The sequence below is a fragment of the Calidifontibacillus oryziterrae genome, from assembly GCF_000331575.1.
In the GTDB taxonomy this organism is placed as follows: Bacteria; Bacillota; Bacilli; order Bacillales; family Bacillaceae_J; genus Calidifontibacillus_A; species Calidifontibacillus_A oryziterrae.
The window spans coordinates 154,033-176,588 of sequence record NZ_ANOK01000003.1; the positions used below are offsets into that span (position 1 = coordinate 154,033).

Sequence of the window (22,556 nt, forward strand, 5' to 3'; positions counted from 1 at the left end):
GATGATTGATTTTTTTCAAGAAAAATCGCATGTCTTTTGTTCGTTATCTTATCCATTAACTAATTAAAATACTGATTTTTCATAAAGGAATTTTACAATAAATATCGAAAATTAACGTAGAGGATAATAAAGGGGAGGTTTTTTTATTATGAAGTGGGAGACAAGATTGACTAAATTATTAGGAATAAAATACCCGATAATTCAAGGTGGCCTTGCATATCTAGCTTATTCTGATTTGGCTGCTGCTGTTAGTAATGCTGGTGGGTTAGGACAAATAACTGCTATGTCATTAAAAACACCAGATGAGCTTAGAGAAGAAATTCGCAAGGTTCGTGAGAAAACGGATAAGCCTTTTGGAGTGAATTATGCAATTGGGCAACATGGAAGAGCATTTGAGCATATGCTTCAAGTTGCGATTGATGAAAATGTGCCGGCAATAACAATGACAGGTGGAAATCCGACCCCAATTTTTGAAATGCTAAAAGGTACGAACATTAAGAAGCTTGTACTTGTAGCAGCCAGACGACAAGCTGAAAAGGCTGAAGAACTGGGAGCTGATGCAGTGATGGTCGTTGGCCAAGAGGGTGGCGGTCATTTAGGGCGTGCAGATACAGGAACGATGGTATTAGTTCCGCAAGTTGTTGATGCGGTATCCATCCCTGTTGTTGCCTCAGGTGGTATTGGTGATGGACGCGGTCTACTTGCAGCATTAGCACTAGGTGCAGAAGGGATTGAAATGGGTACTAGGTTTATTGCAACAAAGGAATGTATTCATGCTCACGATGTATATAAAAATCGATTAGTTGATGGAAGTGAAACGGACACGGTTGTGATTAAGCGTTCAATTGGTGCACCAGCTAGGGCAATTGCTAATGAGTTTACTAATAAAATTTTACAAATTGAAGAGCAGTATGGCGATTATGAGCACTTAAAGGATTATATAAGTGGAGAAGCGAATATGCGATATATTTATGATGGCAATGATTCTGAAGGATTTGGTTGGGCTGGACAAGTAATGGGTAGAATAAAGGATATTCCAACCGTTGCCGAGTTATTTGAACGCATGATTAAAGAGGCCGAATCAATTCGTAAGGCCTGGTCTTAAACATAAAAAAGTGTGGTGTAAACCTTGCAATATAGTTATCCTTTATCTTCAGAATGGAATAAACAAGAGGTTATCGATGTTATTCATTTTTTTCAATGTGTTGAGGACGCTAATGAAAAAGGAATATTACGGGAAAAGCTATTAACTGCTTATCAAAGGTTCAAGGAAATTGTACCAAGTAAAAGTGAAGAAAAACAGTTATGTAATCAATATGATAAAGCAACGGGCTATTCGTGTTACAACACGGTGAAAAAGGCACGTGAAATGAGTGAAGGGCAAAAGGTAAGACTTTAAATGTTTTGGGATTCTATTTATAAAACATGTATATTTAATTTAATTTTTGAATGATACGCAGAAGGAAAATAAAGGGTCTGTTCCAAAAAAACATAAAATATGTTTTTTTGGACAGACCATTAATTTTGTTTATTTTGCTACAACAATACTACCCTCATACCAACTATCGCCTAGAGTATAATCCACAAGGTATAAGCCGCTTACATCATAGTATAACTTTTCGTTTTTATTTTCCAAAATTGTCGCCTCAGGTATTCTACATCCATAAGGTAATCCTATTATTGGAGTTATATTCGTTACATAAAGCTTTGTTCTAGTACCCGTTTGTAAAGGAAGTATAATGTTCATATTTAAAATCTCCTCACAACAAAATATTAATATTATGCTCAAGTTGTGATTACATTAAACAGAAAATCTTTAATAAGATCTAATTTTTATTTTTTAGGTAAACGAATCAATTTTGTTACAAATCAATAATGGATTTCATAGTATATAAAAAAGATTTAAGCGGTCTGTAGCTCGGTTGGGATCTTTTATTCTGAAAATGAAAAGGGGTGTTTGCACGGTGAAACAAGTGGTGAAAATTTTAAGAAAAAATGAAGCGGAAAAGCGGATTCCTGTGCTTAGACTCGAAATTGATTATGAATTGTTGACCCTCTATGATGCAATTGTTGCAAATGATGAGGAGCAAATAAAAAAGTCAAAAATCATTCTTGAACAATTTCGACAAGAATTACTTCGTTTAGAAACATAGGTATTACAGGGACGAACCTTTTTGGTTCGTCTCATTTCTGAAACTATCAAATTTATTTCTGTGGATTCGTATCATAATGATTGTACTAAACTAAACCGTGACGTTTTTTGTTCAAGGAAGCTGACTGAGGTGTGATTTATTTTTCGATTTAGTTTATAATTATTAGAATATGACAGTTGCAGGAGGCAGTAATGGATAATATCGAAAAGCTGGAACAAATTGTAACAAACGCAAAGCAGTGGATACTCGATGCCGGTGCGCAAATTCGACAATCATTTACTACAAATACATTAGAGATCAATTTTAAAGAGAATCCGTCAGACCTTGTAACAGATATGGACAAGCAGATTGAAAAATTTTTCATTAAAAAGATTAATGAAACATTTCCGAAACATCGAATTCTTGGGGAAGAAGGGTTTGGAGATGATGTTAAGTCGCTTGAAGGAACGGTTTGGATCATAGACCCAATTGATGGAACGATGAATTTTGTTCATATGAAACGGCATTTCGCAATATCAGTTGGCATATACCATAATGGAAGCGGTGTAGTTGGCTTAATATATGATGTTGTCAATGATGAACTTTTTTCTGGAATAAAGGGAAAAGGAGCATTTCTAAATGAGCAACCACTTAAAAAGCTTCAAGCTATCGAAATAAAAGAAGCAGTAATTGGAATGAATGCGGGGTGGTTATTAGAAAAGGAACGCATTCATCCATCGATACTCCCACCACTTATCCAGTCTGTGAGGGGGACGCGTTCATTTGGTTCTGCAGCAATCGAATTAGCTTATGTGGCCTCTGGGAAAATAGATGGATATATATCACTAAGATTATCCCCATGGGATTTTGCTGCTGGCAAGGTTATTATTGAAGAAGTTGGTGGTCATGTTACTACTATTTGTGGTGAACAGTTAGTACTATTAAATAAACAAACGCCATTGTTTGCAGCAAGGCCTGGTTTACATAGTGAAATTGTAAACAATTATATAAAAAACTAAGATGCCCATTGCATCTTAGTTTTTTTAAAAGATAAGAAAGAAAGTATATAATTTTGCGCTTTGGAATCCAGCACGAGCGCCCAGCGGCTAGTAAACCTCGCTCATCTCTTTTTCGATAAGTCAACATCGGCTCGTCCCTCGACGTGTTTTGTTTATCTCAGTCGATGCGCTCTTAGTTTATACGTCGCTAATCAGGGCGCTTGCGCCTTTTTTATAATCTACCACTGTTTCTCATTTTTTTCTTCATACTAAATGAAAATCCCATTACCAATATGGTAGCAAGGCTTGCAAGAATGATCCCAATTAGACTTCCAATAGCAATAGCAATACCTATTAACATCATACAAACAACTGTTACAATCGCCAAACTAAAAAATAAGACGTTAATCTTTTTCATTTTTTCCTCTCCTAATTTGTTTTGACTATGATATAATCTTAAAGTTATTATCCAAAAGTTAGGGTAAGTTGGTAATAAAATGTACAACTTAAAATATAACACAAAAAATTAAATCAAAGTATAAATAGGAGATGACGAGTTTGAAATTAAGGCAAAATATTCGAAACATAGCGATTATCGCTCACGTAGACCACGGGAAAACAACCCTTGTGGATAAAATGTTACATCAATCTGGGACATTTCGTTCAAATGAAAATGTTGATGAAAGAGTAATGGATTCTAATGATATTGAAAGAGAACGAGGTATTACAATATTAGCCAAAAATACTGGAATCAATTATAAGGATACCCGCATTAATATAATGGATACTCCTGGACACGCTGATTTTGGTGGAGAAGTAGAACGTATTATGAAAATGGTTGACGGTGTATTGTTAGTAGTGGATGCATATGAGGGGTGTATGCCACAAACACGTTTTGTTCTAAAAAAGGCACTTGAGCAAAAGCTAACACCAATCGTCGTAGTGAACAAAATTGACCGCGACTTTGCACGACCTGAGGAGGTTGTTGATGAAGTATTAGATTTATTTATAGAACTAGGGGCGGATGAAGAACAACTAGAATTTCCTGTAGTGTATGCGTCAGCAATCAACGGAACGGCTAGTCTTAATCCTAATACTCAAGATAAGGATATGACAGTATTATTTGATTCAATATTAGAGCATATTCCTGCACCAGTCGATAATCATGATGAGCCGCTTCAATTTCAGGTTGCGTTATTAGATTATAATGACTATGTTGGCCGGATTGGGATTGGACGTATATTTAGAGGAACAATGAAGGTTGGTCAACAGGTTGCTTTAATGAAGCTAGATGGCAGTATCAAGCAGTTTCGAGTAACAAAGATTTTTGGATTCATTGGTTTAAAGCGCATTGAAATTAATGAAGCATATGCAGGAGATTTAGTTGCTGTTTCTGGTATGGAACAAATAAATGTCGGTGAAACTGTGTGCCCAATTGAGCATCAAGAAGCGTTGCCCATCTTAAGAATTGATGAACCAACACTACAAATGACGTTCCTTGTAAACAATAGTCCATTCGCAGGCCGTGAAGGTAAATGGATTACTAGCCGTAAGATTGAGGAACGTCTCCGACAACAGTTAGAAACTGATGTGAGCTTGCGAGTAGATAATACAGAATCACCAGATGCTTGGATTGTTTCTGGTCGAGGTGAGCTTCATTTGTCAATATTAATTGAAAATATGCGACGCGAAGGCTATGAATTACAAGTATCGAAGCCGGAAGTCATTGTTAGAGAAATAGATGGGGTATTATGTGAACCAGTAGAACGTGTGCAAATTGATGTACCTGAAGAATATACAGGGGCTATAATGGAATCATTAGGAGCTAGAAAAGGCGAAATGGTTGACATGGTTCACAACGGTTCCGGACAAGTTCGAATGGAATTTTTAATACCATCGCGCGGTTTAATTGGTTACTCAACTGATTTTATGACACTAACACGAGGATTCGGTATTATCAATCACTCTTTTGATAGCTATAAGCCGATCATTCAAGGACAAGTTGGTGGTCGTCGCCAAGGTGTCCTCGTTTCAATTGAAACTGGTAAAGCAACAACTTACAGTATTATGGCACTCGAAGATCGAGGTGTAATTTTTATTGAACCAGGCACAGAGGTATATGAAGGAATGATCGTTGGTGAGCATACTCGTGAGAATGACTTGTCAGTAAATATAAGTAAGACTAAACATGCAACTAACGTTCGATCTGCTACGAAAGAGACTACCGAAAATATTAAAAAACCTAGAATTATGTCATTGGAACAATCATTAGAATACTTAAATGATGATGAATATTGCGAGGTTACGCCAAAGTCAATTCGGCTTCGTAAGAAAATTTTAGATAAAAGTGAACGGGAAAAAGCAGCCAAGAAAAAGAAATATGCTGAGATTTAAGGAGAGGAGTGAACAAGATGGAGGAAGTAACAAAAATTGATCCTTCATTATTATCATCCTTTGCGGAATTAGTTGGTGTCCATACTGATATCGAAAGAGGAATGTTTCTACTCTATTTGATTATTGTTGTTTTATCCATTATTGTGTTTAATTTAGGTTTTGCGCAAAAATTATCTATACTTAAAACAATAATTATTTATGTATTATTATTAATCGGGTGCGGACCATTAGCGTTATTAGGTGTCCGCCTTCCAGTAGCAGAAGGATTGTTAATATCTGCGATTATACTAGGTTTGTATCGATTTCGTTTATATCAACAACGCCAGGAACAGAATAAAAAAGGCTAACTTAATATAATCAAAGAAAATTCATAAAAGGAGTTATTTTTGTGAAGTCTTTACAAGATGCTTTATATAATTGGTTAAGCATAAAAGTTGTTTGTGACGCAAGACCAGAAGATAAAGCGGCCAAAGAAACTTTATTGATCTTTGAACAAAAATTAGCTGAGGAACATAATGTTCAGGATGTAGTTATAAATAAGAATGAGTCGGTGTACAAAGTAACGTGCAAAATCTTTGACAATGAAAGAACATTACAATTTCCAGTTGAACTAATTGAATTTATGTTACGAGCAATTGAACGTGAGCCAAATAAATACCCAATATATAATGATTTAGAAAAATAATTGTAATTTAAAAAGCTAGTGGAACGATTTTCCGCTAGCTTTTTTACTTGTTGTTTAGGATATTATAAAGCTTGATCCTGTGGATCAATACTATAGCACAGAGAGTAGTCGTCCAGCGCAAGCGCCTTAGCGACTAGTAAACTTCGCTTATCTCTTTTGCGATAGGTCAACATCGACTCGTCCCTCGACGTGTTTTGTTATATCGGTCGATGCGCTCTTAGTTTATACGTCGCTAAAGAGGGCGCTTATAGCTTTTGTTCTTGATTTACCATTCTTCCTCATAATCTTTATGATTATAAAGCTTAAACTTTCCAGTAGCTTTTCTAGCATCCGTTCTTGAACTGATTCTATTAGAGCATTCTTCACACATATATGTATGAATCGGACGATTTCTTAATCTTTTAGCTAAAGGGGCATCATCGTCTAATTGATCAATTTTATCGCAAATAAAGCATTTTACTTTCATAATGTTTCACCTCATCAATCATTATAATTGATAAACTGAATAATTTTAAGTACAGGTTTTAAGTCATTCAAATAAAGGTATAGTAATAATTATATCTAATAAAATAAAATGAGAGGTGTGGCATTGTCATGGCTAATCAAGTTGAGCATCAATTAACAGATTCTCTATTACAGCTTTTACAAAAGGAAAGATACACATTAATTGCGACAATAGATCATGAAACTGGTGGCCCAAACGTAAATGCAATTTCCTGGGTAGTAGCTAAAGACGCAAGCACAATTTATTTTGCGGTTGATAACAGATCAAGAATTGTCCAAAATATTAATCAAAATAATAAAGTTGTACTTACAATTATAGCTTATGGGACTACTTACTCAATAAGTGGAACTGCTCTTATTAAGGTAGAAAAGCTTGGGGAAGTTCCATTGAAGCTCGCATTGGTTGAAATGCAGATAGAAACAGTTCGTGATGTTATGTTTTATGGTTCGAAAATTTCAGAGGAAATTAAATATGAAAAAACCTATGATCAAAAAGCAGCAACAAAGCTGGATAACCAAGTAATGGAGGCAATGAAAAAAGCTTAGGTTTGTCCTAAGCTTTTTGTGTTACATATTCCTCATATTATTTTTGGATTGCTTGTTTTGAATTTGATCGAGTTGTTTTTCCTCATTTTGTGGCAATTGTTCATCATTTTGTTTTGTTGGACCTGTTTTATTAGTGTTTATGTCAGCAGGAACTTGTGGCATTAACCGTCCTACGATACCTGCTAATTCCTCCATAATTCCTTCAATAGGTCTTCCGTTATTTATTTCATCCCGCATTTTATTTAATCGTTCAAAAGAATCGGCGTCCGCTACAACGACTGCATTAGCGCCGAGGGGATCGTCTTTTAGACTTTCGGCAACAGAATATTTTATAGAGCCTACTCGAGAGCGGTCTAATTCTTCACCAACGTCGATTCCAACAACAGCATAATTACCTACAACCACCGCTGTAGCGTCATGAACATTTGGAACTTGATTCGCAATTTGTACTAAATGTTGTGCAACCTGTTCTCTTGTTAGATCTTGATTCTTATTATTAGGGGGTTGATTTACAGTAATATAATTTTCATCAAGGTTATTCGATGTATTTCTCACGTCGTTTTGTGCACAAGCTGAAACAAGAAATTGGAGAGCGATAATAAAAGGGACTAATTTTCGCACCACTACTCGATCCTTTCCATATAATTTTAGTAAGAAAATGTTTATGATTTATTGTTTATTTATTCGTCTAAGATTATTCATCCATTCATATATTTTAAACAGTTTTAGTCGTCCAAAAGTGAACGACAAATCTCCTTTTACAGCTTAGAAGTGGATAATAGAAGGTCAGGAGGAGAAGGTTTGAAAAAAATTTATGTGCTCGACACCAATGTCCTACTTCAGGATCCTCGTTCAATTTTTTCATTTGAAGATAATGAGGTGGTAATTCCCGCGGTTGTATTAGAGGAAGTTGATTCGAAAAAAAGAAATATGGATGAAGTTGGTAGGAATGCGAGGCAAGTTTCGAAATTTATTGATCGCCTAAGGGTTTTAGGAAAGATTGATAAAGGCATTCCTCTTGAAAATGGAGGTCATATCCGAATTGAACTAAATCACCGTTCATTTATTAAACTTCAAGAAATATTTGATGAAAAAACGAATGATAATCGGATTTTAGCCGTTGCCCTTAATTTAAAATTAGATGAAGAAAAAAAAGCAGATGGTAGACCTGTCATAATAGTAAGTAAGGATGTCTTAATGAGAGTAAAAGCAGACGCTATCGGCTTACAAGCTGAGGACTTTTTGAGTGATCGCGTCGTTGAATATGATGATCACGTTTATTCAGGATTCCAAATGCTTTACATAAGTCGAGAACTATTAAATGACTTTTATCGGAATGGGGAACTAAAATTAGCATCACTTTCTCAAGGTCATATGACTTTCTATCCAAACGAGTTTCTATTAATGAAGGATGCTCTTGGAGGTTCACAATCAGCACTAGGTATCATCGATGCCGAAACTAAAACAGTAAAAAAGTGTTTACTTGATAAGGAACAGATATGGGGAATAAAGTCGAGAAATGCTCAACAATCAATGGGATTAGAACTTTTGTTAAGAAAAGATATACCACTCGTAACATTGATCGGAAAAGCGGGTACAGGTAAAACCTTATTAGCATTAGCTGCAGGGCTCTATCAAACCGAGGATTTAGGGAAATATAAAAAACTACTTGTAGCCCGCCCGATTGTTCCTATTGGGAAAGATATCGGTTATTTACCAGGGGAAAAGGATGAGAAATTAAGACCGTGGATGCAGCCGATCTATGATAACTTAGAATATCTTTTTAACACTAAGAAGCCGGGAGAGCTTGATGCTATTTTAGCCGGGATGGGTTCGATTCAAGTTGAAGCGTTAACATATATAAGGGGTCGGAGTATTCCGGAACAGTTTATAATCATTGATGAAGCACAAAATCTTTCCAAACATGAAGTAAAGACAATCTTAACAAGAGTCGGTGAAAATAGTAAGATCGTTTTAATGGGTGACCCTGAGCAGATTGATCACCCTTACCTTGACGAGTATAATAATGGCTTAACATACGTTGTTGAAAAGTTCAAACAAGAAAGAGTGAGTGGTCACGTTCGTTTCATAAAGGGCGAAAGGTCATCATTAGCCCAACTAGCCGCTGATCTATTATAAATACTTCCATGAAACAGTTCTCACTTGCTTTTTTGCTCATTACACGCTAATATTAAACACAGAATTGTTGCTCTCGAATAGGAGGGATAAAGGTGTCTTCTAATGTTGCATTAAATCATAGTGAAAAGGCATATGCCTTGTTAAAGGCTGATGCGGACAAAATATTAAAGTTAATTAAAGTACAGATGGACAATTTAACCATGCCACAGTGTCCCCTTTATGAAGAAGTATTAGACACCCAGATGTTCGGGCTATCCCGTGAAATTGATTTTGCTGCCCGTCTTGAGTTGATAGATGAAAAAGAAGGGAAAGCATTGCTTGAGCAGTTAGAAAGGGAGTTATCTATTCTCCATGAAGCTTCATTGAAAAGTAAGTAAAACTCAAACTATTTTTATCAATAGTTTGGGTTTTTCTTTTAATCGGATAATGATTGTATACAAATTATGAAAAAACTTGTATGTTTGACGATATGTTTTTATACTAAATTATACTTAATATACAATAATGAGTAGTTAAAAACTCATAGTAGGGATGAAGGATACTTATGATTAAAAAGATTGTTCGTTCATATGACTATTTGCTAGTGCTAGCTCCAGTTATTTTGAGCTTATTTGGACTTGTGATGATATATAGTTCAAGTATGGTTGTAGCTGTCGATAAGTACGAAGGAACGCCAGATCTGTTTTTTGTTAAGCAGGTCAAGTGGTTTTTTTTAGCACTAGCCGTTTATTTAGTGACTTTAATTCTCCCTTATAAAATATACAAGAAGCTGCTAAAGATTATCTTTATTGGAGCACCTTTGATATTGCTGATCGTATTGTTATATGGTAGGGCAACAAATAATGCTCAATCCTGGTTGGCTTTTGGTCAAGTTGGCTTTCAACCAGCAGAGTTTGTAAAACTAGGAGTCATCATATATTTAGCTGGAGTATTTTCAAATAAACAATCGTATATTGATAAGTTTTGGCCTGCTTTCGGCCCACCACTATTTTTTATTGCTGGTATTTTTGTACTTGTTTATTTACAACCTGATTTAGGAACAGCACTTCTTATATTGGCAATTTCCGGAATGATTGTTGGCTGTTCTGGGATTCGTCTCAAACACCTTGGTGGCTTGATTTTAGTTGCTATTATTGGCGGTTTACTTTTATATCCAATGTTAACAGAGGAGCAATTAAACCGGTTTACAGCGGCCTATGATCCTTTCAATGAGGAAGTTGCAAATGATGATGGATACCAACTTATTAACTCATATATCGCTATTGCTTCAGGTGGATTAACAGGTCAAGGACTTGGGAAAAGTATTCAAAAATTCGGTTATTTGCCAGAACCTCATACTGATTTTATTATGTCGATTATTTCTGAAGAACTTGGAATAATTGGTGTAAGCTTTATTTTAATTTTTTTATCAATCATAATTTGGAAGGGATTTACTGTTGCTATGAGGGTTAACGATTCCTTCGGAAGTTTACTAGCTATTGGTATTTCTGGTATGATTGGGATTCAATCAATTGTTAATATCGGTGGTTTAACTGGATTCTTACCAATTACAGGTGTTCCTCTTCCATTTGTTAGTTATGGTGGTTCATCACTAGTGCTAGTAATGGGATCAATAGGAATTTTAAATAATATTGCAATGCTGTCTAAATTTAAGCTTCAAAAAGTCGAAGAAAGTGGTAACCCAACAAAAATAAGACATACAATTACATACTAAGGAGGCAACAAATTATATGACACAAAGAAAAATCCAAAAAGTATTAGTTGCAAATCGGGGTGAAATTGCGATTCGAGTATTTCGAGCTTGTACAGAATTAGGTATACGTACAGTTGCTATTTATTCAAAGGAAGATACTGGCTCGTATCACCGTTATAAAGCTGATGAGGCCTACTTAGTTGGGGAAGACAAAAAACCAATTGATGCATATTTAGATATTGAAGGCATTATCGAAATTGCCAAAGCAAACAAAGTGGATGCAATTCATCCTGGATATGGTTTTCTATCCGAGAATATTAAATTTGCTAAAAGATGTGAACAAGAAGGGATTATTTTTATTGGTCCTGAGTCTAAGCATCTTGATATGTTTGGTGATAAAGTAAAAGCTAGAACACAGGCTGAGTTAGCGGGGATTCCTGTAATACCGGGCAGTGAGGGACCGATAAAAAGCTTTGATGAAGTCGAAGCTTTTGCTAAGAATCATGGATACCCAATAATAATTAAAGCTTCTTTAGGTGGGGGCGGCCGCGGAATGCGGATTGTTCGGTCTCATGAGGCATTAAGGGAAGCTTATGATCGCGCTAAATCAGAAGCTAAAGCTGCTTTTGGTGATGATGAAGTATATGCAGAATTGTATGTTGAGAATCCAAAACATATCGAAGTACAAATTTTAGGTGATGAAAACGGAAATATTATTCATCTTTACGAACGTGATTGTTCTGTACAACGTCGTCACCAGAAGGTTGTTGAGGTAGCTCCAAGTGTGGCGCTCTCAAAGGATTTAAGAAACCGTATTTGTCAAGCAGCTGTCGATTTAATGAAAAATGTAAATTATGTTAATGCAGGTACAGTTGAATTTCTTGTTAAAGATAATGATTTTTATTTTATTGAAGTAAATCCACGTGTACAAGTTGAACATACAATTACTGAAATGGTAACAGGAATTGATATTGTTCAATCACAAATTTTAATTGCAGAAGGCCATTCTTTACATAGCCGAGAAGTTGGAATACCAAAACAAGATGAAATCCAACTTCATGGGTATGCAATTCAATCACGAGTGACCACTGAGGATCCACAAAATAATTTTATGCCCGATACAGGGCGGATCAGCGTCTATCGTTCTGGTGGCGGATTTGGTGTTCGCTTAGATGCTGGGAATAGCTTTGCAGGAGCTGTTATTACACCCCATTATGACTCATTGTTGGTAAAATTATCGACCCACGCGCTTTCGTTTGAGTCTGCCGCTGCTAAAATGGTACGGAACTTGAAGGAATTTAGAATTCGTGGAATTAAAACTAATATAGAATTTTTAGTCAATGTAATTAATCATGAAAAATTTTTAAGTGGTCAATATGATACATCATTTATTGATACAACCCCCGAACTTTTTGTTTTCCCTAAGCGAAAAGACCGTGGAACAAAAATGTTAACGTACATAGGGAATACGACAATAAATGGATTTCCCGGCAATGCAAAAATGAAAAAGCCTTTATTAAAAAAACCTCATATTCCAAAAGTGAATCATTCTGAACTTATTTCATCGGGTTCAAAGCAAATTTTAGATGCTAGAGGAGCAGATGGGCTTGTAAATTGGATAAAGGAGCAAAAACAAGTTCTATTTACTGATACAACATTTCGTGATGCCCACCAATCGCTACTCGCAACAAGAATTAGAACAACAGATTTGGTTCATATTGCAGAACCTACGGCAAGACTTTTACCCAACCTTTTCTCAATGGAGATGTGGGGTGGAGCAACCTTTGACGTAGCGTATCGATTTCTAAAGGAAGACCCTTGGGATCGGTTGTTGAAGCTTCGTGAAAAAATCCCTAATTTGCTTTTTCAAATGTTATTGAGGTCCTCAAATGCTGTAGGATATAGTAATTATCCGGATAATTTAATTAAGGAATTTGTTAAAAAGTCAGCAGATGCAGGTATCGACGTTTTTCGGATTTTTGATAGCTTAAACTGGGTAAAAGGGATGACGCTAACAATTGATGCAGTTCGTGATACAGGTAAGATTGCCGAAGCAGCTATTTGTTATACAGGTGATATAAGCGATCCAACACGAACAAAATACAATCTCCAGTATTATAAAAGTATTGCAAAAGAGCTAGAAAACGCAGGTGCTCAAATTCTTGGAATTAAAGACATGGCAGGCCTTTTAAAACCACAAGCAGCATATTCCTTAATTTCTGCTCTGAAAGAAACCATAGATATTCCGATCCATCTGCATACCCATGACACAAGTGGAAATGGCATATATACGTATGCAAAGGCGATCGAGGCTGGAGTGGATATTGTAGATGTAGCGATTAGTACGATGGCGGGGTTAACGTCACAGCCTAGTGCAAACACATTATTTTACGCATTACAAGGAACGGACCGTCAACCAAATGTAAGTATTGAATCATTAGAGAAACTGTCTTGGTACTGGGAGGATGTGCGCAAGTATTATAAAGATTTTGAATCTGGAATGATTGCACCGCATACTGAGGTTTATGTACATGAAATGCCTGGTGGCCAATATAGTAATTTACAGCAACAAGCTAGGGCAGTTGGACTTGAAAGTCGCTTTGACGAAGTGAAAAGAATGTATCGCCGCGTAAATGATCTTTTTGGAGACATTGTAAAGGTTACACCTTCTTCAAAGGTTGTTGGGGATATGGCATTATTCATGGTTCAAAACGACTTGTCTGAAGATGATATTTATAATTGTGGGGATACGCTTGATTTTCCTGATTCAGTCGTGGAATTTTTTGAAGGCTATTTAGGCCAGCCTTATCAAGGCTTCCCTAAGGAATTACAAAGTATCATCTTAAAAGGGCGAAAGCCTATGACTGAACGCCCAGGAGAGCTTCTAGAACCGGTCAATTTTGCAGATTTAAAGGATACTTTATATCATAAGTTAGGTCGTCAAGTTACTAGCTTTGATTGCTTAGCATATGCGTTATATCCGAAGGTGTTTTTGGATTATCATGAATTCTATGAGCAATATGGTGACATGTCTGTATTAGATACATTAACATTTTTCTATGGAATGAGGCTTGGAGAAGAAATTGAAGTTGAAATTGAGCAAGGCAAAACATTGATTGTGAAGCTCGTTTCAATTGGTCAACCTCAAGCAGATGGGACAAGAATTGTCTATTTTGAATTAAATGGTCAGCCCCGCGAAGTAATAGTAAAAGATGAAGGTGTAAAATCCACAATTGTTGTTAAACAAAAGGCGGATAAAGGAAATCCAAATCAAATTGGAGCAACAATGCCTGGTACAGTTATTAAAGTATTGGTTGAAAAAGGTGAAAGAGTCAAAAAAGGTGATCACCTTATTATTACTGAGGCAATGAAAATGGAAACAACTGTACAGGCACCATTTGATGGTACCGTAAAAACTATTAATGTTGAAAATGGAGAGTCTATTCAAACTGGGGATTTATTAATGGAAATAGGAGAATAGAATAAATAAAGGAAGTGTTGGAGCTGGACAAAAAGAAAGAAGGTTGCGAAATTAAGCAACCTTCTTATTTTTTAATTCATTTTTTGGACTACGAGTTGATAGTAAGACAAGGTAGCTTAAAATTCCGAATAAGAGTGTAATAAATAATGCGTGTCCTAAAGCAACGAATAAGTTTACCCTCGTATAAATAATAAGTGCCCCTGATATTGCTTGTAATGTAATAAAAATACTTGCGGAAATAGCACTCCAAACTAAGACTCTAGTAGTCCGGTAACTTTTTATAATTCGAACTGATAAAGCTATTACCCAAACGAAAAAGATCAATGCAGCAAAACGATGTCCCATTTGCACCCATTCAAATTGATTCGTTGGAAGTGAAAAGATAGCGTCATTATCACAGAAAGGAAAATCTAAACAGGCAAGATGGGCTTTTTCATGGCGCACTAGTGCTCCGGTATAGACGACAGCATAGCAATAAATCGTTAGAGCATAGATTTGTCCCCGTATACCCTTCTCGATAATTAACTTTTCTGCATCAAATTTTTTGTCAACTTCAAAGATTAATAAAGCTAATAAGAAGACAGATGCTACTGAAACTAATGAAACTCCAAAATGGAGAGCCATAATTACAGGGTCCTGTCCCCAAATTACTGCCCCTGCACCAAGAAGAGCTTGTAAGATTAGGAAAAATATTGATAAAAAGGCTAAAAACTTAGTTTCTCGGACATGACCAATTTTTTTCCAAGACCAAATGGCTAAAGAAGTTACGAGAATAACAGCAAGACCTGAAACTAATCTGTGTGATAGCTCAATAATTGTTTCAACGGTAATTTCGCTAGGTACAAATTGACCGTTACAAAGTGGCCACGAACGTCCGCATCCCATACCAGACCCTGTTTTTGTAACTAAAGCTCCACCAATTAGTACAAATACCATTGCAATATTCGCTGCTACGGATAAAATCTTAAGTCCTTTATTCATTGAGAGGTCACCTTCTTTATATTGATTATTAAGAAATAATAATGTCTAAAGATACTATATCATACTAAAAAGTTAACAAACAGTTAATGTTTATGTCTAAAATGTGAAATCCAAAATAGTAAATAATTTACTGTATTATACCTATTTCTAATATGAATATAGTAAAAAAGTAAAGTGGTTTGATAGATGTCTTCTACTTAAAAATAGCGTAAACTCGTTAGTTTCCGCATTTATCAGTGCATTTATGAACTTTTGAAAAATATTTTATATTTATTTAACAAAAACTTCATATTTTGTGTTTTAATATACAATAGGAATATTTCTATGATATTTATCACAATTTTTGCTTATAGTAGAAATTTAGTAGAAATATAATTTTTATTGATGCAGATTTGAATGGATGAATGTTAAGGAGGATATAGGAAATGAGCAACACAAGAATTGTAAATGGAACAGCAAGACAAATCCTAGATACTACAACTCACGCAAAAAAGAAGATTCATTCAACCTCTTTATGGGACGATTTAATGGCACTTATAAAGATAGGTATCGTTAATTCTAATTTAATTACCACTTTTACAGGTGTATGGCTTGCCCTATATTTTACGAATCAAGGATTTATTGAAAATATTGATAAAGTGTTACTTGGAACTTTTGGTACTGCTTTTGTTATGGCAGGTGGATGTGTGCTAAATAATTATATAGATCGCGATATTGATCACATTATGGAGCGCACTAAAACTAGGCCGACTGTAACTGGAACAATAAGTTTGCCAAAGGTTTTAGCATTTGGATCCATACTATCGCTAGTTGGTTTACTGTTATTATTGTCAGCATCGCTAACAGCAGCTATTGTTGGCGGGATTGGTTTATTTGCATACGTATATCTTTATACGATTTGGTCAAAACGAAGATATGCAAGTAATACGGTCATTGGGAGTATTTCTGGAGCAGCTCCACCTCTAATTGGATGGGCAGCAATAGATCCTGATTTACATATTGCTGCATGGGCTCTATTTCTAATAATGTTTATGTGGCAACCACCACACTTTTATGCTTTAGCGATGAAAAAATGCGAGGAGTATCGTAAAGCAGGAATTCCTATGCTACCTGTTGTTCGCGGCTTTGAAACTACGAAAAAGCATACTGTAGCATTTGTAGCATGTTTAATCCCATTACCATTTTTACTTTTACAACTTGGATCAGTGTTTTTGACGGTATCCTTACTTCTTAGTATTGGATGGTTAATAGTGGGGGTTTATGGCTTTTTTATGAAAGACGACTTAAAATGGGCAAATTGGATGTTTGTTTATTCATTGAATTATTTAACAATTATATTTGTTTTGATGATCATAGTTACAATTTAAAAAATATAGGCTAGTGAAGTTTTCATGCACTAGCTATTTTTCGACAACATTTTTCTACATAATATACTAAAAACTATAAATAACGTAAACACATTATTAAACATCGTTTCTGGTAATTGTTATTAAATAACCCTTCATTAGTCATACTTATGAAGAGTTATTTAAAATATTAAGTTTTAAAAAAAGGAAAGTGGGGTTGGGATGAAATGTCTCATGGAAAGTTCAAATGGCGTTTAACTGCAATTATTGCAATGATAGCGCTCGTACTAGGGGGTTGTAGTGGAGAACCATTTTTGTCAACGCTTACACCACAGGGTGAAAATGCTGAAGTACTTTTTGACCTAATGATGTTAGCTACTGGCATTATGACTCTAGTAACTCTTGTAGTAATCATTATTTTTATTTATGTTTCACTTAAGTTCCGTAGAACGAAGGAAAGGGAAAATTTAATTCCTAAGCAGGTTGAAGGAAGCCATAAGCTAGAGATTATTTGGACTGTGATTCCTATCATCTTATTACTGGTTTTAGCAGTTCCAACAGTGGCTGCAACAATTAACTTAAGTGCAGATAAGGATTCAATTCCGGAGAATGCGCTTCAAGTAAATGTAACTGGTAAGCTATACTGGTGGGAGTTTGAATATCCATCAGAGGAAATTATAACTTCTCAGGATTTAGTTATTCCTGCTGGTGAAAGGGTTTACTTAAAACTAAAAGCTGGTGATGTCAAACATTCATTTTGGGTACCAGCAATAGCTGGGAAAATGGATACAAATACTGACAATGATAATTATATGTGGATCCATGCTTATGAACCAGGGATGTTCTACGGCAAATGTGCTGAACTATGTGGACCTTCACATGCATTAATGGATTTCAAGGTAAGGGTATTATCTAAAGGGGATTATGAAAAGTGGGTTGCTAATATGAAACAACCTACAGAAGTACCGACAGATAATGTTGCACAAACTGGGCAGGAAATATTTGCGAAAAGCTGTGCTGGTTGTCATGCGGTGGAGTCAAACGATCCTAGACCTGCAGCTGGAAGACTTGCGCCAAACCTATCAAATTTTGCTGATCGTGAGCGTGTAGCAGGGATCAAAGAGATGACGCCTGAAAATATTAACGCGTGGCTCGCTGATCCTGAAACGATAAAGCCGGGGAATAAAATGACGAATACTTATAATTTGAATCCTGAAGAAATCGAAGCAGTTACACAATATTTGCTAACGCTTTCAAAGGAAAATAAATAGGGGTGTAGGGAGGTTCGAAAATTGAGCACATTGGTACAAAAAAGGGGTGTTGGTGCAATTATTTGGGACTACTTAACAACAGTAGACCATAAAAAAATTGCCCACTTGTATCTTTTTGCCGGATTATTACATTTTGTGATTGGCGGTTTGGAAGCATTGTTGATGAGAATTCAATTAATGTTTCCTGAAAATGACTTTTTAGTAGGAAATGCTTTTAATGAGGTTTTAACAGCTCATGGTACTTCAATGTTATTTTTTGTTGCAATGCCATTGCTGTTTGCCTTGGCTAATGCGGTTGTACCAATTCAAATTGGTGCGCGCGATGTTGCCTTTCCATTTTTGAATTCACTTGGATTTTGGTTATTTTTCTGGGGAGCTTTATTTTTTAACCTTGGTTGGTTTTTAGGTGGAATGCCAGCAGCAGGTTGGACGAATTATGCATCACTTGCAATGGCTGATCCAACACATGGTGTTGATTTTTATCTTATTGGGTTACAGATTGCAGGATTTGGGACATTAATATCTGGTATTAACTTTATAGCAACCGTTATTACAATGCGTGCACCTGGTATGACATTTATGCGGATGCCGATGTTCACTTGGACAATTTTTGTTTCATCATCATTAATATTATTTGCATTTCCACCATTAACAGTTGGGATTTTCTTAATGACATTTGATCGACTTTTCGGTGCGAACTTCTTTAATGTGGCACTTGGTGGAAATACAATACTTTGGGAGCATTTATTCTGGATATTTGGACACCCAGAAGTATATATTTTAGTATTACCTGCTTTTGGGATTTTCTCTGATGTCATTTCAACATTTTCGCGGAAACGTGTATTCGGTTATACATCAATGGTGTTTGCGACAGTATTAATTGGTTTTATCGGATTTATGGTGTGGGCACACCATATGTTTACAACAGGTCTTGGTGCAGCTGCTAACTCCATCTTTGCAGTTATGACAATGGCAGTAGGTGTACCTACAGGAATTAAAGTATTTAACTGGCTATTTACAATGTGGGGCGGAAACATTCGCTATACAACACCAATGCTGTATGCAACCTGGTTCGTACCAACGTTCGTAATGGGTGGGGTAACGGGTGTTATGCTAGCATCATCTGCTGCTGATTACCAGTTCCATGATACGTACTTTGTTGTTGCTCATTTCCACTATATTATTGTTGGTGGGATAGTGTTAGGCATTTTCGCTGGTATTCATTATTGGTGGCCAAAAATGTTTGGGAAAATGATGAACGATACGTTAGGAAAAATTACGTTCTGGATTTGGTATATCGGCTTCCACTTAACATTCTTTATTCAACATTTCTTAGGTCTTTGGGGAATGCCGCGCCGCGTATTTACATATTTGCCAAATCAAGGCTGGGACACGGCAAACTTTGTAAGTTCAGTTGGAGCGATTTTAATGGCAGTTGCTGTTGTATTATTAGTCGTTAACATGATAATGTCTATCTTTAATAAAGAGGCGGTTGGTGCAGATCCATGGGGTGATGGCCGCACGTTAGAATGGGCTGTTGCATCTCCACCAGTTGAGTATAATTTCAAACAAATTCCGTTAGTTCGCGGCTTAGATGCTCTATGGGTTGAAAAAATGGCTGGCAATAAGGAATTGACACCGGCAGAACCGTTAGGTGATATTCATATGCCAAACGGCTCATTTATTCCATTTGTCATTTCAGTAGGTCTATTTATTGCCGGATTTGGCTTTATGTACCATGACCTTGGCACGAACAAGACAGCTCTAATGGTAGCGATTTTAGGTATGGTCATAACGTTTGGGGCAATGCTCGTTCGTTCTATTAAAGACGATCACGGTTATCACATTCATAAGGAAGACCTTGAACGTGAAGGGGGGATAAGTGCATAATGGCTGAGCATGTATTAACTAAAGATAATTTTCCAGCAGAACCTGAAAAGGCGACGATGGAAGGGAAAAATAAATTTATAGGCTTTTGGTTGTTTCTTGGTGGCGAAACTGTTATGTTTGCTTCCTTATTTGGTACATTTTTAGCTTTACGTCATTCGACGATGAATGGGCCTACTGGTGAGGAACTTTTCTCACTGCCATTGGTTTTTATAGCAACCATGCTTCTACTTTTTAGTAGTTTGACAAGTGTTTATGCGATGTATCATATGAAAAACTTTGAGTATCGCAAGATGCTTGCCTGGATGTGGGTAACAGTACTGCTTGGGCTTGGATTCCTTTTACTAGAGATTTATGAGTTTAATCATTATGTTCATGAAGGATTGAGGTATACAACAAATGCATTTTCTTCTGCCTTCTATACTCTAGTTGGTTTTCATGGAGCACACGTCGTTTTCGGGCTTTGTTGGATTACAGCTTTATTAGTTCGCAACTCACGCCGTGAATTAAGTCTTTACACTGCTCCAAAGTTTTATGTAGCAAGCCTGTATTGGCATTTCATAGATGTTGTCTGGATTTTCATCTTTACGGCCGTATACTTAATGGGAAAGGTGGGTTAATAAATGACAATGAATTCTAATTCATCAACTCAAATCGATCATTTTGAGTTTCGCAAACAAAAGAATAAGGAGGAGATGAATCAACAGATAATTGTATTTTCATTAACACTTTTCCTTACGATAATGGCATTTGCTGCAATTGCCTTTACGGATATTATTACAGTTTGGTTTGCTGTACCGTTTATTGTCATTCTTGCAGTTTTGCAAGCTATATATCAATTATTTTACTTTATGCATATGAATCATAAAGGTCATGAAGCTCCGATTATATTCATATTTTCAGGTATATTAGTAGCAATTGTTACGGTCGTTGCTTTAATGACTATTGTCTGGATTTAACTTTTGGTTGTTTATCATGTAAGGACCCGATTAAACGGGTCCTTCTTTTAAAATCCCCATTCGCTTACAAATTGATGCATTATCGCGAGGTGAGAAGCATGCTAGAAAAATTATCAGTATTCGGGGTAAGGGCAATGTGGAGCCCAATATTCTTATTAATAATTGTTTTAATTGGTTTATTTTATATATGGGTAGTTAACAATCGAAAATCAAGGAAATTACAACCTGTATCAAGTAAACAACAACTTTTATTTATTTCTGCTTTGCTTATTCTTTATATTATTAAAGGAAGTCCTTTAGATTTATTAGGGCATTTAAACTTTAGCGTTCATATGTTTCAGATGTCTATTTTGTACTTAGTTGTTCCGCCGTTACTCCTAATGGGGTTTCCGACAAGAATGTTTGAATACGCTTTAGATAATAAAGTAATAGAAAAAGTGATTGTTATTGTTACGAAACCATTATTTTCTGTTGTTTTATTTAATGGATTATTTTCCTTTTATCATTTTCCATTTATTTTTGACCAAGTAAAAACAAACCCGTTTCTTCACGCCGTTGTTACAGTTGTGTTGTTTATTAGTGCAATGATCATGTGGTGGCCAATATTAACTCCAATTAAGAAATATTCAACTCTAGGAGGATTGCAAAAATTGGCCTATATTTTTGCAATGGGGGTCTTACTTACACCAGCATGTGCCTTAATTATATTTGCAGAACAACCCCTTTTTAAAACATATACTGATCCAATGGTTTGGGCTAAAGCATTGGAATTATGTGTCCCAAACGGGATGTTGTCAGCAATTGACTTATCAAGTCCCCAATTATTTTCATGGTTACCAGCAAAGGATGACCAGCGGCTAGGTGGGGTACTAATGAAAATTATTCAAGAGCTTGTATATGGTATTGCGCTTGGCTATGTATTTTTTCAATGGGTTAAGTCTGAAAAGGAAAGAGACCAACAAGAAAGCTTGTCAGTAGTTACTCCTTATTTGTTGAAATAAAGGAGCTAGAAAGATTGACGACAATTAACACAAAAAGATTACAAATTAAAGCTTGCACGCTTGAAATAGCTCAGGCTTTAGTTTTTGGTTCTAAAATAACAGATTCGCTAGATCAAATTATCATTCCAGACCATTGGCCGACTGATGAGATTAAAAGCATCCTACCTTTCTATATAGAAAGGCTAGAAAATGTTCATTATAAACCTAGATGGAGTTTTTGGCTAATCATCCATAATAATGATCGCCGTTTAATTGGAAGTGTACTATTTAAAGAGAATGGTCATGAAAGCGGTATTGTTGAATTAGGATATGAAATTGTGGATGCTTATCAAAAGCAGGGTTTTGGGTACGAAGCTATTCAAGCCCTTGTAAGCTGGGTGTTTGCAACTGGAAGAGTAAATGTAATTTTTGCAGAATGTGATCAAGAAAATGTAGGTTCGATTCGTTTATTAGAAAAATTAGGTATGCGTTGTACTGAATTGAATCCGCCTTTCATAAGATGGGAACTATCAAAAACGAAAAAAGGGTGTTGATACACC

General features: G+C 35.9%; 24 protein-coding genes. 19 read left to right on the plus strand and 5 right to left on the minus strand.

Annotated features, from left to right (window positions below; translation table 11 throughout):
• Nucleotides 1-148: 148 nt before the first annotated feature.
• Both D612_RS0100825 and D612_RS0100830 read left to right on the plus strand, forming a co-directional pair.
• Nucleotides 149-1,105 carry an NAD(P)H-dependent flavin oxidoreductase gene (locus tag D612_RS0100825; protein ID WP_017753570.1) on the plus strand — a complete coding sequence of 319 codons (957 nt, stop codon included), beginning with the start codon at nt 149-151 and terminating at the stop codon, nt 1,103-1,105.
• A 24-nt stretch (nt 1,106-1,129) separates the two neighbouring features.
• Entirely contained in the window at nt 1,130-1,399 is a 270-nt protein-coding gene (locus D612_RS0100830; RefSeq protein WP_017753571.1) for a UPF0223 family protein, read from the plus strand.
• Nucleotides 1,400-1,528: 129 nt separating this feature from the next.
• Here D612_RS0100830 and D612_RS0100835 read toward each other — a convergent pair whose 3' ends face one another.
• Nucleotides 1,529-1,747, minus strand: coding sequence for a hypothetical protein (locus D612_RS0100835; RefSeq protein ID WP_017753572.1), 219 nt, complete (start codon nt 1,745-1,747; stop codon nt 1,529-1,531).
• A gap of 217 nt (nt 1,748-1,964) precedes the next feature.
• Here D612_RS0100835 and D612_RS0100840 point away from each other — a divergent pair, with 217 nt between their 5' ends.
• Together D612_RS0100840 and D612_RS0100845 are read left to right on the plus strand one after the other, a co-directional pair.
• Nucleotides 1,965-2,153, plus strand: a complete 189-nt coding sequence (locus tag D612_RS0100840) for a hypothetical protein (protein WP_017753573.1) — start codon at nt 1,965-1,967, stop codon at nt 2,151-2,153.
• A 191-nt stretch (nt 2,154-2,344) separates the two neighbouring features.
• A complete protein-coding gene (locus D612_RS0100845; RefSeq protein ID WP_017753574.1) occupies nt 2,345-3,151 on the plus strand; it encodes an inositol monophosphatase family protein in 807 nt (268 codons plus the stop codon).
• Between the two features lie 211 nt (nt 3,152-3,362).
• On the opposite strand, the gene D612_RS0100850 is transcribed toward D612_RS0100845, so the two are convergent.
• On the minus strand, nt 3,363-3,548 hold the full coding sequence (locus tag D612_RS0100850; RefSeq protein WP_017753575.1) for a DUF5325 family protein: 186 nt from the start codon (nt 3,546-3,548) through the stop codon (nt 3,363-3,365).
• A 131-nt stretch (nt 3,549-3,679) separates the two neighbouring features.
• Between D612_RS0100850 and typA the strand changes: the two genes are divergently transcribed.
• The 3 genes from typA to D612_RS0100865 are packed head-to-tail and all read left to right on the plus strand — an operon-like array spanning nt 3,680 to nt 6,209.
• Nucleotides 3,680-5,524, plus strand: coding sequence for a translational GTPase TypA (typA, locus tag D612_RS0100855; RefSeq protein ID WP_407637439.1), 1,845 nt, complete (start codon nt 3,680-3,682; stop codon nt 5,522-5,524).
• A gap of 17 nt (nt 5,525-5,541) precedes the next feature.
• Nucleotides 5,542-5,871 (plus strand): YlaH-like family protein, encoded by a 330-nt coding sequence (locus D612_RS0100860; protein WP_017753577.1) that lies wholly within the window; start codon nt 5,542-5,544, stop codon nt 5,869-5,871.
• 41 nt (nt 5,872-5,912) lie between these two features.
• Complete coding sequence (locus tag D612_RS0100865; RefSeq protein ID WP_017753578.1) at nt 5,913-6,209, plus strand: hypothetical protein; 297 nt, start codon at nt 5,913-5,915, stop codon at nt 6,207-6,209.
• 265 nt (nt 6,210-6,474) lie between these two features.
• On the opposite strand, the gene D612_RS0100870 is transcribed toward D612_RS0100865, so the two are convergent.
• Nucleotides 6,475-6,675, minus strand: a complete 201-nt coding sequence (locus D612_RS0100870; RefSeq protein ID WP_017753579.1) for a YlaI family protein — start codon at nt 6,673-6,675, stop codon at nt 6,475-6,477.
• A gap of 128 nt (nt 6,676-6,803) precedes the next feature.
• Here D612_RS0100870 and D612_RS0100875 point away from each other — a divergent pair, with 128 nt between their 5' ends.
• Nucleotides 6,804-7,259, plus strand: a complete 456-nt coding sequence (locus D612_RS0100875; protein ID WP_017753580.1) for a pyridoxamine 5'-phosphate oxidase family protein — start codon at nt 6,804-6,806, stop codon at nt 7,257-7,259.
• Nucleotides 7,260-7,280: 21 nt separating this feature from the next.
• Here the strand turns inward: D612_RS0100875 and D612_RS0100880 are convergent, their stop codons facing one another.
• Entirely contained in the window at nt 7,281-7,880 is a 600-nt protein-coding gene (locus D612_RS0100880) for a YhcN/YlaJ family sporulation lipoprotein (RefSeq protein ID WP_017753581.1), read from the minus strand.
• Between the two features lie 180 nt (nt 7,881-8,060).
• On the opposite strand from D612_RS0100880, the gene D612_RS0100885 reads away from it, so the two are divergent.
• The 4 genes from D612_RS0100885 (at nt 8,061) to pyc (ending at nt 14,572) form a co-directional block, all read left to right on the plus strand.
• Nucleotides 8,061-9,398 carry a PhoH family protein gene (locus D612_RS0100885; protein WP_017753582.1) on the plus strand — a complete coding sequence of 446 codons (1,338 nt, stop codon included), beginning with the start codon at nt 8,061-8,063 and terminating at the stop codon, nt 9,396-9,398.
• A 92-nt stretch (nt 9,399-9,490) separates the two neighbouring features.
• Nucleotides 9,491-9,775: a YlaN family protein gene (locus tag D612_RS0100890; RefSeq protein WP_017753583.1), complete on the plus strand. Its 285-nt coding sequence runs from the start codon at nt 9,491-9,493 to the stop codon at nt 9,773-9,775.
• Between the two features lie 167 nt (nt 9,776-9,942).
• On the plus strand, nt 9,943-11,112 hold the full coding sequence (locus tag D612_RS0100895; protein ID WP_017753584.1) for an FtsW/RodA/SpoVE family cell cycle protein: 1,170 nt from the start codon (nt 9,943-9,945) through the stop codon (nt 11,110-11,112).
• A gap of 16 nt (nt 11,113-11,128) precedes the next feature.
• A complete protein-coding gene (gene pyc / locus D612_RS0100900; protein WP_017753585.1) occupies nt 11,129-14,572 on the plus strand; it encodes a pyruvate carboxylase in 3,444 nt (1,147 codons plus the stop codon).
• Between the two features lie 51 nt (nt 14,573-14,623).
• Here the strand turns inward: pyc and D612_RS0100905 are convergent, their stop codons facing one another.
• Nucleotides 14,624-15,553, minus strand: coding sequence for a COX15/CtaA family protein (locus tag D612_RS0100905; RefSeq protein WP_017753586.1), 930 nt, complete (start codon nt 15,551-15,553; stop codon nt 14,624-14,626).
• 425 nt (nt 15,554-15,978) lie between these two features.
• Between D612_RS0100905 and cyoE the strand changes: the two genes are divergently transcribed.
• From cyoE to D612_RS0100940, 7 genes are all read left to right on the plus strand, one after another.
• Nucleotides 15,979-16,920 carry a heme o synthase gene (gene cyoE, locus D612_RS0100910; RefSeq protein WP_017753587.1) on the plus strand — a complete coding sequence of 314 codons (942 nt, stop codon included), beginning with the start codon at nt 15,979-15,981 and terminating at the stop codon, nt 16,918-16,920.
• A 206-nt stretch (nt 16,921-17,126) separates the two neighbouring features.
• Entirely contained in the window at nt 17,127-18,170 is a 1,044-nt protein-coding gene (coxB, locus tag D612_RS0100915; protein ID WP_017753588.1) for a cytochrome c oxidase subunit II, read from the plus strand.
• A gap of 21 nt (nt 18,171-18,191) precedes the next feature.
• Nucleotides 18,192-20,060 (plus strand): cytochrome c oxidase subunit I, encoded by a 1,869-nt coding sequence (locus D612_RS0100920; RefSeq protein WP_017753589.1) that lies wholly within the window; start codon nt 18,192-18,194, stop codon nt 20,058-20,060.
• Nucleotides 20,060-20,677 (plus strand): cytochrome c oxidase subunit 3, encoded by a 618-nt coding sequence (locus tag D612_RS0100925; RefSeq protein ID WP_017753590.1) that lies wholly within the window; start codon nt 20,060-20,062, stop codon nt 20,675-20,677. Before D612_RS0100920 ends, D612_RS0100925 begins: the two co-directional genes overlap by 1 nt.
• Before the next feature lie 3 nt (nt 20,678-20,680).
• Nucleotides 20,681-21,016: a cytochrome c oxidase subunit IVB gene (ctaF, locus tag D612_RS0100930; RefSeq protein ID WP_017753591.1), complete on the plus strand. Its 336-nt coding sequence runs from the start codon at nt 20,681-20,683 to the stop codon at nt 21,014-21,016.
• Between the two features lie 98 nt (nt 21,017-21,114).
• Entirely contained in the window at nt 21,115-22,017 is a 903-nt protein-coding gene (ctaG, locus tag D612_RS0100935; protein WP_017753592.1) for a cytochrome c oxidase assembly factor CtaG, read from the plus strand.
• 14 nt (nt 22,018-22,031) lie between these two features.
• Nucleotides 22,032-22,550: a GNAT family N-acetyltransferase gene (locus tag D612_RS0100940; RefSeq protein WP_017753593.1), complete on the plus strand. Its 519-nt coding sequence runs from the start codon at nt 22,032-22,034 to the stop codon at nt 22,548-22,550.
• Nucleotides 22,551-22,556 lie beyond the last annotated feature (6 nt).

Coding starts and splice junctions, on each gene's coding strand:
- D612_RS0100825 (WP_017753570.1), top strand. CDS start 149: ATGAAGTGGGAGACAAGATTGACTAAATTATTAGGAATAAAATACCCG.
- D612_RS0100835 (WP_017753572.1), bottom strand. CDS start 1,747: ATGAACATTATACTTCCTTTACAAACGGGTACTAGAACAAAGCTTTAT.
- D612_RS0100845 (WP_017753574.1), top strand. CDS start 2,345: ATGGATAATATCGAAAAGCTGGAACAAATTGTAACAAACGCAAAGCAG.
- D612_RS0100850 (WP_017753575.1), bottom strand. CDS start 3,548: ATGAAAAAGATTAACGTCTTATTTTTTAGTTTGGCGATTGTAACAGTT.
- typA (WP_407637439.1), top strand. CDS start 3,680: ATGACGAGTTTGAAATTAAGGCAAAATATTCGAAACATAGCGATTATC.
- D612_RS0100860 (WP_017753577.1), top strand. CDS start 5,542: ATGGAGGAAGTAACAAAAATTGATCCTTCATTATTATCATCCTTTGCG.
- D612_RS0100870 (WP_017753579.1), bottom strand. CDS start 6,675: ATGAAAGTAAAATGCTTTATTTGCGATAAAATTGATCAATTAGACGAT.
- D612_RS0100875 (WP_017753580.1), top strand. CDS start 6,804: ATGGCTAATCAAGTTGAGCATCAATTAACAGATTCTCTATTACAGCTT.
- D612_RS0100895 (WP_017753584.1), top strand. CDS start 9,943: ATGATTAAAAAGATTGTTCGTTCATATGACTATTTGCTAGTGCTAGCT.
- pyc (WP_017753585.1), top strand. CDS start 11,129: ATGACACAAAGAAAAATCCAAAAAGTATTAGTTGCAAATCGGGGTGAA.
- D612_RS0100905 (WP_017753586.1), bottom strand. CDS start 15,553: ATGAATAAAGGACTTAAGATTTTATCCGTAGCAGCGAATATTGCAATG.
- cyoE (WP_017753587.1), top strand. CDS start 15,979: ATGAGCAACACAAGAATTGTAAATGGAACAGCAAGACAAATCCTAGAT.
- coxB (WP_017753588.1), top strand. CDS start 17,127: ATGTCTCATGGAAAGTTCAAATGGCGTTTAACTGCAATTATTGCAATG.
- D612_RS0100925 (WP_017753590.1), top strand. CDS start 20,060: ATGGCTGAGCATGTATTAACTAAAGATAATTTTCCAGCAGAACCTGAA.
- ctaF (WP_017753591.1), top strand. CDS start 20,681: ATGACAATGAATTCTAATTCATCAACTCAAATCGATCATTTTGAGTTT.
- ctaG (WP_017753592.1), top strand. CDS start 21,115: ATGCTAGAAAAATTATCAGTATTCGGGGTAAGGGCAATGTGGAGCCCA.